At 63.2% G+C, this 15190-nt stretch carries 14 protein-coding genes; 4 read left to right on the forward strand and 10 right to left on the reverse strand.

Translation table 11 applies throughout. From position 1 onward, the window contains the following. Positions 1 to 51: 51 nt before the first annotated feature. Positions 52 to 612, forward strand: a complete 561-nt coding sequence (locus O0882_RS16590) for a YdcF family protein (protein WP_289949683.1) — start codon at positions 52 to 54, stop codon at positions 610 to 612. Between the two features lie 7 nt (positions 613 to 619). Here O0882_RS16590 and glpK read toward each other — a convergent pair whose 3' ends face one another. From glpK to glpD, 8 genes are all read right to left on the reverse strand, one after another. Beyond that, positions 620 to 2113 carry a glycerol kinase GlpK gene (gene glpK, locus O0882_RS16595; protein WP_289949685.1) on the reverse strand — a complete coding sequence of 498 codons (1494 nt, stop codon included), beginning with the start codon at positions 2111 to 2113 and terminating at the stop codon, positions 620 to 622. 80 nt (positions 2114 to 2193) lie between these two features. Continuing rightward, positions 2194 to 3921, reverse strand: a complete 1728-nt coding sequence (locus tag O0882_RS16600) for an extracellular solute-binding protein (protein ID WP_071076569.1) — start codon at positions 3919 to 3921, stop codon at positions 2194 to 2196. A gap of 72 nt (positions 3922 to 3993) precedes the next feature. Next, complete coding sequence (locus O0882_RS16605) at positions 3994 to 4299, reverse strand: DUF2160 domain-containing protein (RefSeq protein ID WP_289949687.1); 306 nt, start codon at positions 4297 to 4299, stop codon at positions 3994 to 3996. Between the two features lies 1 nt (position 4300). Continuing rightward, entirely contained in the window at positions 4301 to 5104 is an 804-nt protein-coding gene (locus tag O0882_RS16610; RefSeq protein WP_205704634.1) for a carbohydrate ABC transporter permease, read from the reverse strand. Then, positions 5104 to 5988 (reverse strand): sugar ABC transporter permease, encoded by an 885-nt coding sequence (locus tag O0882_RS16615; RefSeq protein ID WP_071076566.1) that lies wholly within the window; start codon positions 5986 to 5988, stop codon positions 5104 to 5106. Before O0882_RS16615 ends, O0882_RS16610 begins: the two co-directional genes overlap by 1 nt. Then, the gene (locus O0882_RS16620; protein WP_289949690.1) at positions 5988 to 7079 is read right to left on the reverse strand and encodes an ABC transporter ATP-binding protein; all 1092 of its coding nucleotides are present in this window, start codon (positions 7077 to 7079) and stop codon (positions 5988 to 5990) included. The genes O0882_RS16615 and O0882_RS16620 overlap by 1 nt, the downstream gene beginning before the upstream one ends. Position 7080: 1 nt before the next feature. Then, the gene (locus O0882_RS16625; RefSeq protein WP_289949692.1) at positions 7081 to 8175 is read right to left on the reverse strand and encodes an ABC transporter ATP-binding protein; all 1095 of its coding nucleotides are present in this window, start codon (positions 8173 to 8175) and stop codon (positions 7081 to 7083) included. A gap of 74 nt (positions 8176 to 8249) precedes the next feature. Further along, complete coding sequence (glpD, locus tag O0882_RS16630; RefSeq protein WP_289949856.1) at positions 8250 to 9809, reverse strand: glycerol-3-phosphate dehydrogenase; 1560 nt, start codon at positions 9807 to 9809, stop codon at positions 8250 to 8252. Positions 9810 to 10012: 203 nt separating this feature from the next. On the opposite strand from glpD, the gene O0882_RS16635 reads away from it, so the two are divergent. The 3 genes from O0882_RS16635 (at position 10013) to O0882_RS16645 (ending at position 12582) form a co-directional block, all read left to right on the forward strand. Beyond that, positions 10013 to 10771, forward strand: a complete 759-nt coding sequence (locus tag O0882_RS16635) for a DeoR/GlpR family DNA-binding transcription regulator (protein WP_071076562.1) — start codon at positions 10013 to 10015, stop codon at positions 10769 to 10771. A 310-nt stretch (positions 10772 to 11081) separates the two neighbouring features. Continuing rightward, positions 11082 to 11585 carry a MarR family transcriptional regulator gene (locus O0882_RS16640; protein ID WP_289949694.1) on the forward strand — a complete coding sequence of 168 codons (504 nt, stop codon included), beginning with the start codon at positions 11082 to 11084 and terminating at the stop codon, positions 11583 to 11585. Between the two features lie 79 nt (positions 11586 to 11664). After that, the gene (locus O0882_RS16645; RefSeq protein WP_289949696.1) at positions 11665 to 12582 is read left to right on the forward strand and encodes a pyridoxal-phosphate dependent enzyme; all 918 of its coding nucleotides are present in this window, start codon (positions 11665 to 11667) and stop codon (positions 12580 to 12582) included. A gap of 3 nt (positions 12583 to 12585) precedes the next feature. Here O0882_RS16645 and O0882_RS16650 read toward each other — a convergent pair whose 3' ends face one another. Continuing rightward, positions 12586 to 14586, reverse strand: a complete 2001-nt coding sequence (locus tag O0882_RS16650; protein ID WP_289949698.1) for a diguanylate cyclase — start codon at positions 14584 to 14586, stop codon at positions 12586 to 12588. Positions 14587 to 14605: 19 nt separating this feature from the next. Continuing rightward, entirely contained in the window at positions 14606 to 15136 is a 531-nt protein-coding gene (gene cysC, locus O0882_RS16655) for an adenylyl-sulfate kinase (RefSeq protein ID WP_289949699.1), read from the reverse strand. Between the last annotated feature and the right edge of the window lie 54 nt (positions 15137 to 15190).

The raw sequence follows: 15190 nt of genomic DNA on the forward strand, positions 1-15190 counted from the left end.
GGGCAGGCATGGGCGGGTATCATGCGTCCATTCCCTACTTGATGATGAACGATGCGAAAAATAACTGTGCTGGGCTTGACGACTGCGGGTGTTTTCCTGCTTTCTACCGCCGCGTTGGTGCTGGCGGGCCTGCACGACAAACTGGCGCCCGCCGACGTGATCGTCGTGCCCGGCAACACCATCCTGCCCGACGGCACGCCCAGCCCCCGCCTGCAGGCGCGGCTCGACGTGGCACTCCAGCAATTCCAGGAACACCGGACGCCGCGCATCCTCGTCAGCGGGGCGACGGGCAAGGAAGGTTTTGATGAGGCCGCATCGATGGCCCGCTATCTGATCAATCGCGGCGTGCCTGCCAGTGCCATCATCGAGGATAGTCAAGGCTGGACCACGGATGCCACGGCGCGCAACGCGGCGTTTCTCATGCGCCAGCACGGCTGGAAGACGGCCATGGTCGCCACGCAATATTTTCACGTGCCCCGCTTCCGCCTGGCACTGGAGCGGGCCGGCATCACCGTCAGCGGCCAGGTGCACGCGCCCTATGTTGAACTGCGCGACCTGTATTCCGTGCCGCGCGAAACGGTGGGGTACGCCGTGTATTTCATGCGCCATTGATACCAGCTCACTCGCTCCAGTCGCGCGAGCGCTCCACGGCGCGCCGCCATTTGTGCAGCCGCGTCAGGCGCTCGTCGGCCGCCATGGCCGGTTCGAAACGTCGCCCCACCTGCCACTGGGCGGCGATTTCTTCCTGCGATTCCCAGAACCCCACGGCCAGGCCCGCCAGGTAGGCGGCGCCCAGGGCCGTCGTTTCCGTCACCACGGGACGCACCACGGGCACATTCAAGATGTCGGCCTGGAACTGCATCAGCATGTCGTTGCGCGCCGCGCCGCCGTCGACGCGCAATTCGGAGAGCGCAATGCCCGCGTCGTCCTGCATGGCGGACAGCACATCGACGTTCTGGTACGCCACGCCTTCCAGCGCCGCGCGCGCGATGTGCGCCTTGCCCGTGCCGCGCGTGATGCCGATCAGGGTACCGCGCGCATACGGGTCCCAGTACGGCGCACCGAGACCGGCGAACGCGGGCACGAAGACCAGGCCGCCCGAATCGGGCACGCTGGTGGCCAGCGCTTCCACTTCGGACGAGTCGCGGATGATGCCCAGCCCATCGCGCATCCACTGCACGGCTGCGCCCGCGATAAAGGCGCTGCCTTCGAGCAAGTAGTCGGTCTTGTCGCTGCCCGCGCCCAGGCTCCAGCCCACCGTCGTCAACAGCCGGTTTTTCGATGGCAAGGGGCGCTTGCCCACGTTCATCAGCATGAAGCAGCCCGTGCCGTAGGTATTTTTCGCCATGCCCGGCTTCAGACACACCTGGCCGAACGTCGCGGCCTGCTGGTCGCCCGCGATGCCGGCGATCGGCACGGAGATGCCCAGCAAGTCCACGCGCGTGTGCGCGGCCACGCCGCTCGATGGCACGACGTCTGGCAGCAGCGAGGCGGGAATGTCGAGCAGCGCCAGCAGATCCGTGTCCCACTGTAAAGTATGAATATTGAACAGCATGGTGCGCGCCGCGTTGCTCGTATCCGTCAAGTGGGCGCCGCTCATCTTGTAGATCAGCCAACTGTCGATGGTGCCGAAGGCCAGTTCTCCCCGCTCGGCGCGCGCGCGGGCGCCGGGAACGTTGTCGAGCAGCCATTTCAATTTAGTCGCGGAAAAATAGGCGTCCAGCACGAGCCCCGTCTTTTGCTGGATCAGGTCCGCCTTGCCCTGCCCGACCAGTTGCTCGCAATAGGCGGCATTTCTCCGGTCTTGCCAGACGATGGCGTTGGCGACGGGCTCGCCCGTGGCGCGGTCCCACAGCACCGTCGTTTCGCGCTGGTTGGTCACGCCGATGGCGGCCACATCGGAAGCGGCCACGCCGCTGTCGCGCAGCACCTGCCGCAGCACGCCTTCCTGCGAGGCCCAGATGTCGTTCGCGTCATGCTCGACCCAGCCCGGCTGGGGGAAAATCTGGCGGAATTCGCGCTGCGCGCTGGCGTGCGGCCGGCCCGCATGATCAAACAGGATGGCACGCGAACTGGTGGTACCTTGGTCTAAAGCAAGTATGTATTTGGTCATGGTCGCTACTACGTCTATACAGTGAAGAGGCACGGGCAAGCACCCGTGCCCCGGGACAACGGCGGCAGAAGTTTACACGACTACCTTACCTTGCCTTCTTTCCAAGCCTGCAATAATTTATCGTAGGCAATCGTTTCACCCTTCGGCTTTTCATTCGCCAGCTTTTTCCATGGAGCGTGCTGGTCCGACAGATACTGGTTCGGATCGCCCTTGGCATTGAGCTTGGGCGCGCACGCCTTCATGCCCGCCCGCTGCAGGCGCGCCATGACCTGGTCCATTTCCTCGGCCAGATTATCCATGGCCGCCTGCGGCGTTTTTTCCGCCGTAATCGCCGTGGCCACGTTTTTCCACCACAACTGGGCCAGCTTCGGATAGTCGGGCACGTTGTTGCCCGTCGGCGTCCACGCCACGCGGGCGGGGCTGCGGTAAAACTCGATCAAGCCGCCGTACTCGTTCGCGTGTTTCGTAAAATAATCGTGGCGGATATCGGAATCGCGAATAAAAGTCAGGCCGACGATGGATTTCTTCAGCGACACGGTTTTCGAGGTGACGAATTGCGCATATAGCCAAGCGGCGGCCTTGCGGTCGTCCGGCGTGGACTTGAACAGGAACCAGGAACCCACGTCCTGGTAACCGTTCTGCATGCCCTCTTTCCAGTACGGGCCGTGCGGCGACGGCGCCATGCGCCATTTCGGCGTGCCGTCCTTGTTGACCACCGGCAAGCCCGGTTTCGTCATGCCAGCCGTAAATGCCGTGTACCAAAAGATTTGCTGGGCAATTTCACCCTGCGCCGGCACGGGACCCGCTTCCGAGAAATTCATGCCGTTCGCCTGCGGCGGCGCGTATTTCTTCATCCAGTCGATGTATTTCGTCAGCGCATACACGGCCGCCGGCGAATTGGTGGCGCCGCCGCGTGAAACGGACGCGCCCACAGGCGTGCACTTGTCGGCCGCTACCTTGATGCCCCACTCGTCGACGGGCAAGCCGTTCGGGATGCCCTTGTCGGCCGCGCCGGCCATCGACAGCCAGGCATCGGTGAAGCGCCAGCCCAGGGATGGATCTTTCTTGCCGTAATCCATGTGGCCATACACTTTCTTGCCATCCAGTTCCTTCACGTCATTGGTAAAAAAGTCGGCGATGTCTTCATACGCGGACCAGTTCTGCGGCACGCCCAGCTCGTAGCCATACTTCGCCTTGAACTTGGCTTGCAAATCCTTGCGCGCGAACCAGTCGGCGCGGAACCAGTACAGGTTGGCGAATTGCTGGTCGGGCAACTGGTACACCTTGCCGTCGGGCGCCGTGGTAAAGCTGATGCCGATGAAATCTTTTAAATCGAGACCGGGATTGGTGAATTCCTTGCCCTTGGCGGCCATGTAATCGGACAGCGGCTCGACGGCGCCATAGCGGTAATGCGTGCCGATCAGGTCGGAATCGGAAATCCAGCCGTCATAGATGCTCTTGCCGGACTGCATGGAGGTCTGCAGCTTTTCCACCACGTCGCCTTCCTGGATGATGTCGTGGCGCACCTTGATGCCCGTGATTTCCTCGAAGGCCTTGGCCAGGGTCTTCGATTCGTAGACGTGGGTATCGATGGTTTCCGAGACCACGGAAATTTCCTTGATGCCCTTGGCTTTCAGCTTGGCCGCCGCATCGATGAACCATTTCATTTCAGCAAGCTGTTGCTGCTTGCTCAGGCTGGATGGCTGGAATTCCTTGTCGATCCAGGTTTGCGCCTGCTTGGCGTCGGCCAGGGCCGCATTCGACACGAGCATGGCCACCGCCGCGAAGACCGTGAACTTCAATTTCATCGTGAATCTCCTTTTATTGTATTGCCGGCCGCCTGCTGACGGTCCGGCCTCCATCAACACCGGCAAGCCGGCTCACCCCCAACGCATTACCACTAATAAAAGTACAAAACTGATGGCAGCCCCGATGGCCTGCTGCATCTCCGTCAACCCCGCCCAGGCCAGGTTGACGTAGGCCGCCGTGAGCAAGCCGATGAACAAACGGTCGCCGCGCGTGGTGGGCATGGGCAAGAAGCCCTTGCGCGCGATGCTGGGCGAACGGATTTGCCACACCGTCATGCCAGCGAGCATCAAGCCGATGCAGATGAAGAAGATGGCCACTTCCGGCGTCCACGCCATCCAGCCGAACAGGCTGGCTGTGCTATCAGTATTGTTTTCCATATCACACCCTCCCCATCGCGAAACCCTTGGCAATGTAATGCCGCACGAACCAGATCACCAGCGCGCCGGGCACGATGGTCAAGACGCCTGCCGCCGCCAGCACGCCCCAGTCCATGCCGGCCGCCGAGACGGTACGCGTCATGGTGGCGGCGATGGGCTTGGCGTTGACGGATGTCAAGGTGCGCGCCAACAGCAATTCCACCCAGCTGAACATGAAACAGAAGAAGGCCGTCACGCCCACACCCGACTTGATCATCGGCAAGAAGATGCGGATGAAAAAGCGCGGGAAGCTGTAACCGTCGATATACGCCGTCTCGTCGATTTCCTTCGGTACGCCGGACATGAAACCTTCCAGTATCCACACGGCCAGCGGCACGTTGAAGACCATGTGCGCCAGCGCCACAGCCAGATGCGTATCCATCAGGCCCACCGTCGAATACAGCTGGAAGAACGGCACGAGGAAGACGGCGGGCGGCGTCATGCGGTTGGTCAAAAGCCAGAAGAACAGATGCTTGTCGCCGACAAAGTTGTAGCGCGAAAAGGCATACGCGGCCGGCAAGGCCACCGTGACCGACATCACCATGTTCAGCGCCACGTAAATCATGGAATTGATGTAGCCGCTGTACCACGATGGGTCGGTAAAGATGGTCTTGTAATTGGCGAACGTCAGGTGTTCGGGCCACAGGCTCAGCACGCCGACGATTTCTTCGTTGGTCTTGAGCGACATATTGAGCATCCAGTAGATGGGCAGCAAGGAACCCAGCAGGAAGACGATCAGGATGGTGGCACTGATTTTCTTGTGCATCATTTCTGGTCTCCCGTGCCGACTCTCTGCATCCACGTGTACAGCACAAAGCAGAACAGCAGGATGATCAGGAAGTAAATCAGGGAAAACGCGGAAGCCGGTCCCAGGTCGAACTGGCCCACGGCCTTTTGCGTCAGGTATTGCGACAAAAAGGTGGTGGCATTGCCGGGACCGCCACCGGTCAGCACGAACGGTTCCGTGTAGATCATGAAACTGTCCATGAAGCGCAGCAAGACGGCGATCATCAGCACATTGCGCAGTTTCGGCAGCTGGATGTAGCGGAACACGGCCAGGCGCGAGGCGCCATCGATGCGTGCCGCCTGGTAATACGCGTCGGGAATGGCGCGCAGACCCGCATAGCACAGCAGCACCACCAGGGGCGTCCAGTGCCAGATATCCATCACCATCACCGTCAGCCACGCGTCGAGCGAGTTGCCGTTGTAGTTGTAATCAAAACCCAGCTGATTCAGGGTGTAGCCCATCAGGCCGATGTCGCCACGGCCAAAGATTTGCCAGATCGTGCCCACCACGTTCCACGGTATCAGCAAGGGCAGCGCGATCAGCACCAGCGCCAGCGACGCCTTCCAGCCCTCGGCCGGCATGCACAGGGCGATCAAAATACCCAGCGGAATCTGGATCGCCAGCACGGAGCCGGAAAACAGCAACTGGCGCAGCAAGGCGCTGTGCAAGTCGCCGTCGAGCATGACCATGCGGAACCACTCCGTACCCACAAACACCTTTTGCGTGGGACTCAGGATATCTTGCACGGAATAGTTCACCACGGTCATCAGGGGCAGGATGGCGGAAAAGGCCACGCACAGCAGCACGGGCAGGATCAGTAGCCAGGCGCGGCGGTTGTTATCGGTTTTACCGTTATGTATCATCAGGCCACCCGCTTATCGTTGACATAGAACAAGGTGCGTTGCGGCGGAAAGCGCAGCCGTACAGCCTCCCCTGCCACCGCATCGATGGCGCGCAACTTGGCCGCCACCGTGGCGCCGCCCAGCTGAAATTCGGCCAGGTAATGCGTGCCCATGTTGCGCACGGCAGTCACCGTGGCATCCAGGCAATGGTCGCCACCCGCGCCCGCCCGCAGGCATTCGACGAATTCCGGCCGCACGCCCAGCGTGATCTTGCCTTGCGCGCCAGCCAGGGCCGCGCGGGCGGCGGCGGACACGGCCAGCGGCTGGCCCGCCACCCTCGCCCCGCCATCGTCCAGAGTGCAATCGAGCAAGTTCATGCCCGGATTGCCGATGAAATAGCCGACAAAGGTGTGCTCAGGCTCCTCGAACAGCGCTTGCGCGCTGCCCGTCTGCACCACTTCGCCCTGCGTCATGACGACCACCTGGTCGGCAAAGGTCAAGGCTTCCACCTGGTCGTGCGTGACGTAGATCAACGATAACTTCAGTTCGTGGTGGATTTCCTTGAGTTTTCGGCGCAGCAGCCATTTCAAATGCGGATCGATCACCGTCAGCGGTTCGTCGAACAGCACGGCCGCCACGTCGGGGCGCACGAGCCCCCGTCCCAGCGAAATCTTTTGCTTGGCGTCCACGGACAAGCCGCTGGCGCGCAGTTTCAGGTCGCTCGTCAGCTCCAGCATCTGCGCCACCTGCTGCACGCGCTTTTTCACCTCGATCTCTTTCCAGCCGCGATTGCGCAGCGGAAACGCCAGGTTGTCGTGCACGGTCATGGTGTCGTAGATGACGGGAAACTGGAACACTTGCGCGATATTCCTCGCTTCGGTCGGCAACTGCGTCACATCCTTGCCATCGAACAGCACCTTGCCATGCGACGGTTTCACCAGGCCGGAGATGATATTGAGCAAGGTCGTCTTGCCGCAGCCGGAAGGCCCCAGCAAGGCATACGCGCCGCCGTCATGCCACGCCATGCTCATGGGCCGCAGCGCATAGTCGGCGGGTGCCGCCGGGTTCGGTTTGTAGGCGTGGGCCAGGTCGACCAGTTCGATGCGCGCCATGTCACACTCCTCCTTGCACAGGGGCGAACAGCAGGCCGCCATCGTCGGCAAAAATCAGCAAGGCATGCGGCTGGCAATACACGGTGCAAGCGCTGCCGATCTCCAGGTTGTGCACGCCACCGAGTTGCGCCACCAGGGCCAAGTCGCCGCGGCGCGCATGCACATAGGTTTCCGAGCCGCTGATTTCCGCCAGGTCCACCGTCGCTGCGATGGCCACGTCGCCATCGGACTGGGGAGACAGATACAGGCTGTGCGCGCGCACGCCGAGGATCACCTCCGTGCTGTCGCCCAGGCGGGCGCGCTGTTCGCCGCTCAGGTGAATGGACAGGCCATCAGCCGCCTGCGCCACGCCCTGCGCATCGACGCGCGCGGGAATCAGGTTGATGGGCGGATCGCTGAAGGTGCGCGCCACATCGATGGAATTGGGCGCGTTGAACACGTCCAGCGTCGGCCCCTGCTGCAGCAAGCGTCCCTCGTGCAGCACGGCCACGTGGCCGCCCAGCTGCAGCGCTTCCAGCGGCTCCGTGGTGGCGTACACGACCGTCGTGCTGCCGCTGGAAAACAGTTCCGTCAATTCGCGGCGCAATTCCTCGCGCAGTTTGTAGTCGAGATTGACGAGCGGTTCGTCGAGCAGCAACAGCGACGCATCCTTGATCAGCGCGCGTCCCAGCGCCGTGCGCTGCTGCTGGCCGCCCGACAGTTCGCCGGGTGTGCGTTGCAGATACGGCGTGATATGCAGGCGCTCGGCCAGCGCCAGCACTTTCGTGCGGATCTGTTCCTCGGGCACCTTGCGCAAGCGCAAGGGCGAGGCGATATTATCGTACACGGTAAAAGCCGGATAGTTGATGAATTGCTGGTACACCATGGCCAGATTGCGCTTACTGACGGGCACGCCCGTCACGTCGACGCCGTCGGCCGTCACCGTGCCCCCGCTGGGCTTGTCCAGGCCCGCCATCACGCGCATCAGGGTGGTCTTGCCGGCACGCGTAGTGCCCAGCAAGACGTTGATGGCGCCCGGCACCAGCGCCAGCGACATCGGATACAAATAATCGTCAGCCCCCTGCTTCCTGCTGATCTTGTCCAGTACCAGTTGCACGCGCGTCTCCTCCAGTGATGGTTTCCTGTTCTTCGCGGCACCCTCTGCGGGGCGTGGTCGCCAACGTGTGCTGCTTACGACAAAGGGTGCTGCAACAGCCAGGCGTCGAGCCTGCCCGCCGTCTCGCGCGGCAGGTGCAGGCCCAGCTTGGAGCGCCGCCACAGGATGTCGGCCGCGCTGCCGGCCCATTCATGGCGCCGCAAATAGTCCACTTCCGCCCCGTACAGGCCGGCGGCGACTTCCTCGCCCATGGCCGCCACATCCTTGCGCCCTTCGAGCATCAGATGGATGCGCGTGCCATAGGCGCGCGCATAGCGCGCCACCAGCGCCGCCGGCAGCCACGCATAGTCGCGCTGCAAGCCTTGCACGAACTGGCCGAATTCGCGCACGGCCCGGTTCTGCGGCACGCTGCCGAACACGTCGCCGCCGGGCAGGCAAGCGCTGGCCGTCCAGGCTGGGCGCGTATTGCCCAGCGAGGGCGCCAGTAAATCCAGCGCTTCCTCGGCCAGCTTGCGAAAGGTGGTGATCTTGCCGCCGAAGATACTCAGCAGCGGCGCGCCTTCCTGGTCCAGTTCGAAGCGGTAATCGCGCGTGACGGCCTTGGCGTCGGCGGACGCGTCTTCCACCAACGGGCGCACGCCCGCATACGTCCAGACCACATCAGCCGGCACGACGGGCTTGCTGAAATAGTAACTGGAAAGCTCGCACAAGTAACGAATTTCCGCGTCATCGATTTCCACCTTGCCGCGCTCGCCCTGGTAGTCGAGGTCGGTGGTGCCGATCAGGGTGAAATCATGCTCATACGGAATGGCAAACACGATGCGTCCATCGGGATGCTGGAAGATATACGCGTGATCATGCTCGAACAAGCGCTTGACGACGATATGGCTGCCCTTGATCAACCGCAAATGCCGGCCCTGTCCGCCAGGCGCCGCCTGTTGCAGGAACTCGGCCGTCCACGGCCCGGCCGCATTGACGACGCTGCGCGCGCGCACGGACAACTCACGTCCATCGCCTTGCTGCAAGGTGGCCTGCCAGGAAGCGTCCGCACCCGCGCCATCGCGCCGCAAGGCCGTGCAGCGCGTCTGCGTCAGGATGGTCGCGCCCTTGTCCGCCGCGTCGATGGCGTTCAGCACCACCAGACGCGCATCATCGACCCAGCCATCGGAATACACGAAGCCGCGCTTGAACTGGGGTTGTAACGGTTGTCCTGCCGCGTGGCGCTCAAGGTCGATGCCTTGCGAGGCAGGCAGAATTTCGCGCTTCGCCAGCATGTCGTAAAGGAACAAGCCGGCGCGTATCAGCCAGGCGGGGCGCTGGCCCTGCGCGTGCGGCATGACGAAGCGCAAGGGCCACATGATGTGCGGCGCCGAGCGCAGCAGCACTTCGCGCTCGATCAGCGCCTTGCGCACGAGGCCGAATTCATAGTATTCGAGGTAGCGCAGGCCGCCGTGTATCAGCTTGGTGGACGCGGACGAGGTGTGCGCGGCCAGGTCGTCTTTTTCGCACAGCACCACGGACAAACCCCGCCCGGCCGCGTCGCGCGCGATGCCGGCGCCGTTGATGCCGCCGCCCACCACCAGTACGTCGCATGCCATCGCCGGCTGCGGCACTGCGTCGATTCCCTGCTGCATTGAGGCCATCGGGACTCCATCGTTATCAAGGACAAGCGACCAAGAAAGACTAGGCACACCCGGCGACTGTGGTTAAGATCAATACGGATGTCATACGAATGCAATATGGATAAGATTACGCCATAAATCGAACTCATAGCAACATGTTTTCACCCACATTTGTTCGATTTTGTTCGCTTATGCAATTTTAAAGAGACACACCCATGAATTTGAATCCCCGCCAGCGCCGCTTGCTTGAAGTGGTGCGCCAGAAAGTCACCATGTCGGTCGAGGAGTTGGCCCAGCAACTCGACGTCACGCCGCAAACCGTGCGGCGCGACGTCAAGCAGATGGAAGAAGCGCGCCTGCTGGCCCGCTATCACGGCGGCGTGGGCTTGCCCTCGTCCGTGGAAAACATCGATTACAGCCAGCGCCAGGTATTCAACAGCGACGCCAAGCGGCGCATCGCCACCGCCGTGGCGGCGCAAGTGCCGCATGGCTGTTCGCTCCTGATCAATATCGGCACCACCACCGAAGAAGTGGCGCGCGCGCTGGGACAGCACACGGGCTTGCACGTGGTGACGAACAACCTGAACGTGGCCGCCATCCTGGCCGACAACGCCGCCTGCGAAGTCATCGTGGCCGGCGGCGTGGTGCGCGGACGCGACCGTGGCATCGTGGGTGAAGCCACCATCGACTTCATCCGCCAGTTCAAGGTCGACATCGGCATCATCGGCATTTCCAGCATCGACGAAGACGGCAGCCTGCGCGACTTCGATGCGCGCGAAGTGAAGGTGGCGCAAGCCATCATCGAGCAGTCGCGCGAAGTGTGGCTGGTGGCTGACCAGCATAAATTCGGCCGCAAGGCGCTGGTGCGCCTGGCCGATCTGGCGCAAATCGATATCTTGTTTACGGATGCGCCGCCACCGGCCCGCTTTGCCGACGTACTGCGCGACGCGGGCGTAAAGGTGGTGGTGGCCTGAGCGGCAGGTAGGGGCAAGCGCAGCGAATGATCTGAAATATTTATCAATTCGGCAAAAAAAGCTGTTACCATTGATGCAACATGAGTTATTTTTTTAATCTTCCTCTCCGGCAATACGATTACTCGCTTGATACTGCTTTTTATCTATCCAGAGCAAGGAAATGAGGAAAAACTCTTTGTTGGTCAGTGATTTCCTGTGAAAACAGTGTTAAAACTACCTCAAGCACGATGATTATTCCCAAACAAACCACTCGACAGCAAGCGTCAAGGCCCTAACCATGCCGGTAACGCCGCCCAGTGAAGGAAAAGAAATGAGCCATAATTTTGAAACGGCCGGCATGCCGCACGCCGCCCATCCCAACAGCGTTCCCGTCAGCGAGCTGGAAGCCCATCTCGGCTACTGGCTGCGTTTCGTCTCCAACCACGTTTCCCACAGCTTCCAGAAAAAAGCCGAAGCCAACGGCGTGACGGTGTCCGAATGGGTGGTGCTGCGCGAAATGTTCCGCCTGGGCTGCACCTCGCCCACAGTGCTGGCGCAAGTGTCCGGCATGAGCAAGGGCGCCGTGTCGAAGCTGATCGACCGCCTGGAAAGCAAGGGCATGGTCAGCAAGTCCATCCTGCTGGCCGACCGCCGCCAGCATTCGATCGAGCTGACCACGGAAGGCGAAGCGCTGGTGCCCGTGCTGGCCGAGATGGCCGACCAGAACGACGAGGAATTCTTCGGCAAGCTGCCGCGCCAGCTGCGCGACGACCTGCTCGAGGCAATGAAGGAAGTGGCGCGCACGCATCAGCTCAAGAGCGCGCCCCTGAATTAAGGCGGCTTGCGGCAAGGGTAGCACGGTGGCACGGGCGCTTCGGCTATGATGCTGGCCTGACCGTTTACCAGGAACACGCATGGCCCTGCACATCGAAACCCCTCTGCTCAACTCGCGCGCCCTGAGCCTGCACAGCGACCGCGCCATCTGGCTCAAGCTCGAAGCCTTGCAGCCGCCCGGCTCCTTCAAGATCCGCGGCATCGGCCTCGCCTGCGAAGAATACGCGCGGCGCGGCGCCAGCCGCTTCATCTCTTCTTCCGGCGGCAATGCCGGCATCGCCGTCGCCTACGCGGGACGCCAGCTGGGCATTCCCGTCATCGTCGTGGTGCCGGAAACGACCAGCGCGCGGGCCAGGGCCCTGATCGCCCAGGAAGGCGCCGAAGTCATCGTGCACGGCGCCGCCTGGCAAGAGGCCAACGCGCTGGCGCAAGCCATGCTCACGCCGCAAGACGCTTTCCTGCATCCCTTCGACGATCCGCTGCTGTGGCAGGGCCACGCGGGCATGATCGATGAAGTGGCCAGCGCTGGCCTGAAACCGGACGCGGTGGTGCTGTCGGTGGGCGGTGGCGGCCTGCTGGCCGGCGTGGCCGAAGGCTTGCAGCGCAACGGCTGGGACGACGTGGCCCTGGTGGCCGTGGAAACCGAAGGCGCGGCCTCGCTGGCCGCCGCCGTGGCCGCGCGCGAACACGTGGCCCTGCCCGCCGTGAGCAGCATCGCCACCTCGCTGGCCGCGCGCCAGGTGTGCGCGCAAGCCTACGCCATCAGCCAGACGCGCCTGCTGCACAGCGTGGTGGTCTCGGACAAGGCCGCCGTCGATGCCTGCCAGCGCTTTATTGACGACCAGCGCCTGGTGGTGGAGCCGGCCTGCGGCGCGGCGCTGGCCGCCGTCTACGGCAAGGTGCCGGAACTGGCGCCCTACCGCAATGTGCTGGTCATCGTCTGCGGCGGCGTCACGGCCATCACGCAGCAGCTCGACCACTGGACTGCCACTCTGTAATACCTACGGCGCCGCCTCAAGCAGCGCCACGCCGTCGCGGCCCTGCCCCTTGGCGGCATACAGGGCCTGGTCAGCCAGGTCCAGCAACTGCGCCGGCGTCAGCGCGCCATCCCGGAAGATGGCGATGCCGACGCTGGTCGTCACCGGCAGCGGGCCGCTGGCCAGGTCGAAGGGCTGGCGGATGGCATCGATGATCTTCGCGCCGATCTGGCGCACTTCCGCCGCGCCGTTCACGCCTTCGAAAATGATCACGAATTCATCGCCGGCCAGGCGCGCCACCAGGTCGCTGGCGCGCACGCTGCGCACCAGGCGCGCGGCGAATTCCTTCAGCACCTCGTCGCCCGTTTTGTGTCCCAAACTGTCGTTGATGGCCTTGAAACGATCGATATCGAGATAGGCCAGCGCCATCGGCGCGCGCGCCACGCGCGTGCGCTGCATGCTTTGCACCAGCTGTTCGTCGAAGCGGCGCCGGTTGGCGATGCCCGTCAGCGTGTCGGTGGCGGCGGCAAACTGCAGCGCCGTATGCACCGCCTTGGTCTTGGTGATTTCGTGGATCAGGCCATACACGCCCTCCACCGCGCCGCTTTCGCCCACATCGGGAACATAGCTGGTCTGGAAGGCACGCCGGCCCGCCTCCCCCCCGCCGTCGATGGTGAATTCATATTCAACCTCCTCGCCCGAGAAGGCGCGCTGCAGGTAGGCTTCGCGCAATTGATACGCTTCTTCGCCCAGCACGTCGCGTATCGACTGCATCATGCTTTCCTTGCGTGACCGGCCGAACCATTTTTCAAACGTGGCGTTGATGAACTGGTAGCGATGCTCGCGGTCGATGTAGACGATCACCACGGGGACATGGTCCGTCAGCAGCTTCAAGCGCCGTTCGCTGTCGCGCGTCTGCGCCTCGGCGATTTCGCGCTCGGCCACCAGCGAGTAAAAATCGCGGCTCAAGTCGCCGATTTCGTCGCGCCGCTCGATTTGCAGCGCCTCGATGCCCAGGCGCTGGCGGCGGATCTGGTGCACCTGGCGGCGCAAGCGCTCCAGTGGCTGCAACAGGTGCAGCACCACGCGCCAGCCGGCCAGTCCCGCCAGCGCCGCCAGCAGCACGGCGGCCAGCAGGATCTTGCTGCGAATGGCGTGCAGCGGCGCGAACGCGTCGCTCATGGGATAGACGGACGCCAGTATCCAGCCCGTCGAGGCGATGCGGTGATAGGCAAACAAGGCATCGACGCCTTGCGTGGTGGTGCCCGTCAGCCAGCCCTCGAAGCCCTGCATGGCGCGCCGCGTCGGTTCGCTGATGGGGCCATGCGCGTCGATATGCTGCATGATGCGCGACTTGTCGGGATGCTCGACGATGACGCCTTCGCTGGTCATGATGTACAGATAGCCGCCCGGGCCCGGCTTGAGTGCGCCCAGGCGCCCCAGGAAATCGGGCTGGCGCAGGTTCACGCTGGCCGCCAGCACATAGCGCATGGCGCCCTGCGCGTCGAACACGGGCTGCGTCACCACCACGATGGGCATGCCCGAAATACTGCCGTTGAGCGGCGCGGAAATCACCGAACGCCGGGTCGCCAGCGTCTGGTCGAAATACGGACGGCCTTTCAGGTTCATCCCCGCCTGCGGCTTGACGGGGCCCATGCTGGCCAGCAGGGAGCCATCGGTGGCCGCCACGCCGGCCGTGTAGAATTCCTTGCCCAGCACCGTTTGCGCGGCCAGGAAGCGCTGCAGGCCGGCGCCATCGTGCGCGCCGGTGGCCGCCAGGCTATCCGCCATCGCGCGCAGCACATTGCGCTTCGCGTCGAGTTCTTCATCGATGAAAACGGCGGCGCTGGCCAGCGATATATACTGCTGGCGTCCCGTCACGTCGCGCATGCCGCGCTCGGCCACGCTCAGGGTGGCCAGCGCCAGCGAAGCCACGGCCGCCAGCACGAGCAGGAAGACGACCACGCTCATGCGCGCCTTCAGGCTGGCCGGCAGACGTCGGCGCAGCAATTTGCGCAATCTCATACGCATCGTCACCACGCCGTCACAACCGCTGCTGCAAATGCCGGCACAGGCGCCCGACCGACTCGTCCAGCGCCAGCATGCCCGTGTCCAGGGTCAGCGCGGCAGCCAGCGGCGCTTCATAAGGCGCGGAAATGCCCGTGAATTGCGCCAACTGCCCCGCGCGCGCCTGCGCATACAGGCCCTTGGGATCGCGCGCCTCGCACACGGCCAGCGGCGTGCTGACATGGACTTCGATGAAATGCGCCGCGCCGATAATGTCGGCGGCCATGGCCCGGTCGGCGCGGTACGGCGAAATGAAGGCGGCGATGACGGCCAATCCCGCCCCGTTCATCAGGCGCGCCACTTCGGCCGTGCGGCGGATGTTTTCATGCCGGTCTTGCGGCGTAAAACCGAGGTCGCGGTTCAGACCATGGCGCAGCTGGTCGCCGTCGAGCAGCGCCACGGCGCGGCCCTGCGCCTTCAGCGCTTGCGCCAGCGCCAGCGCGATGCTGGTCTTGCCGGCACCGCTCAAGCCCGTCAGCCAGACCGTGGGGTGTTGTGCTACTGTCATCACACTGCCTCTCTGTTATAGAGCTGGCAATATAACAAAGCCGTGCCGGAAAGG

The sequence above is a fragment of the Janthinobacterium sp. SUN073 genome (assembly GCF_030397665.1).
Classification (GTDB): domain Bacteria; phylum Pseudomonadota; class Gammaproteobacteria; order Burkholderiales; family Burkholderiaceae_D; genus Janthinobacterium.

Coding starts and splice junctions, on each gene's coding strand:
- O0882_RS16610 (WP_205704634.1), bottom strand. CDS start 5,104: ATGCACAAGAAAATCAGTGCCACCATCCTGATCGTCTTCCTGCTGGGT.
- O0882_RS16650 (WP_289949698.1), bottom strand. CDS start 14,586: ATGAGATTGCGCAAATTGCTGCGCCGACGTCTGCCGGCCAGCCTGAAG.
- glpD (WP_289949856.1), bottom strand. CDS start 9,809: ATGCAGCAGGGAATCGACGCAGTGCCGCAGCCGGCGATGGCATGCGAC.
- O0882_RS16620 (WP_289949690.1), bottom strand. CDS start 7,079: ATGGCGCGCATCGAACTGGTCGACCTGGCCCACGCCTACAAACCGAAC.
- O0882_RS16600 (WP_071076569.1), bottom strand. CDS start 3,921: ATGAAATTGAAGTTCACGGTCTTCGCGGCGGTGGCCATGCTCGTGTCG.
- O0882_RS16635 (WP_071076562.1), top strand. CDS start 10,013: ATGAATTTGAATCCCCGCCAGCGCCGCTTGCTTGAAGTGGTGCGCCAG.
- cysC (WP_289949699.1), bottom strand. CDS start 15,136: ATGACAGTAGCACAACACCCCACGGTCTGGCTGACGGGCTTGAGCGGT.
- O0882_RS16615 (WP_071076566.1), bottom strand. CDS start 5,988: ATGATACATAACGGTAAAACCGATAACAACCGCCGCGCCTGGCTACTG.
- glpK (WP_289949685.1), bottom strand. CDS start 2,113: ATGACCAAATACATACTTGCTTTAGACCAAGGTACCACCAGTTCGCGT.
- O0882_RS16640 (WP_289949694.1), top strand. CDS start 11,082: ATGAGCCATAATTTTGAAACGGCCGGCATGCCGCACGCCGCCCATCCC.
- O0882_RS16645 (WP_289949696.1), top strand. CDS start 11,665: ATGGCCCTGCACATCGAAACCCCTCTGCTCAACTCGCGCGCCCTGAGC.
- O0882_RS16605 (WP_289949687.1), bottom strand. CDS start 4,299: ATGGAAAACAATACTGATAGCACAGCCAGCCTGTTCGGCTGGATGGCG.
- O0882_RS16590 (WP_289949683.1), top strand. CDS start 52: ATGCGAAAAATAACTGTGCTGGGCTTGACGACTGCGGGTGTTTTCCTG.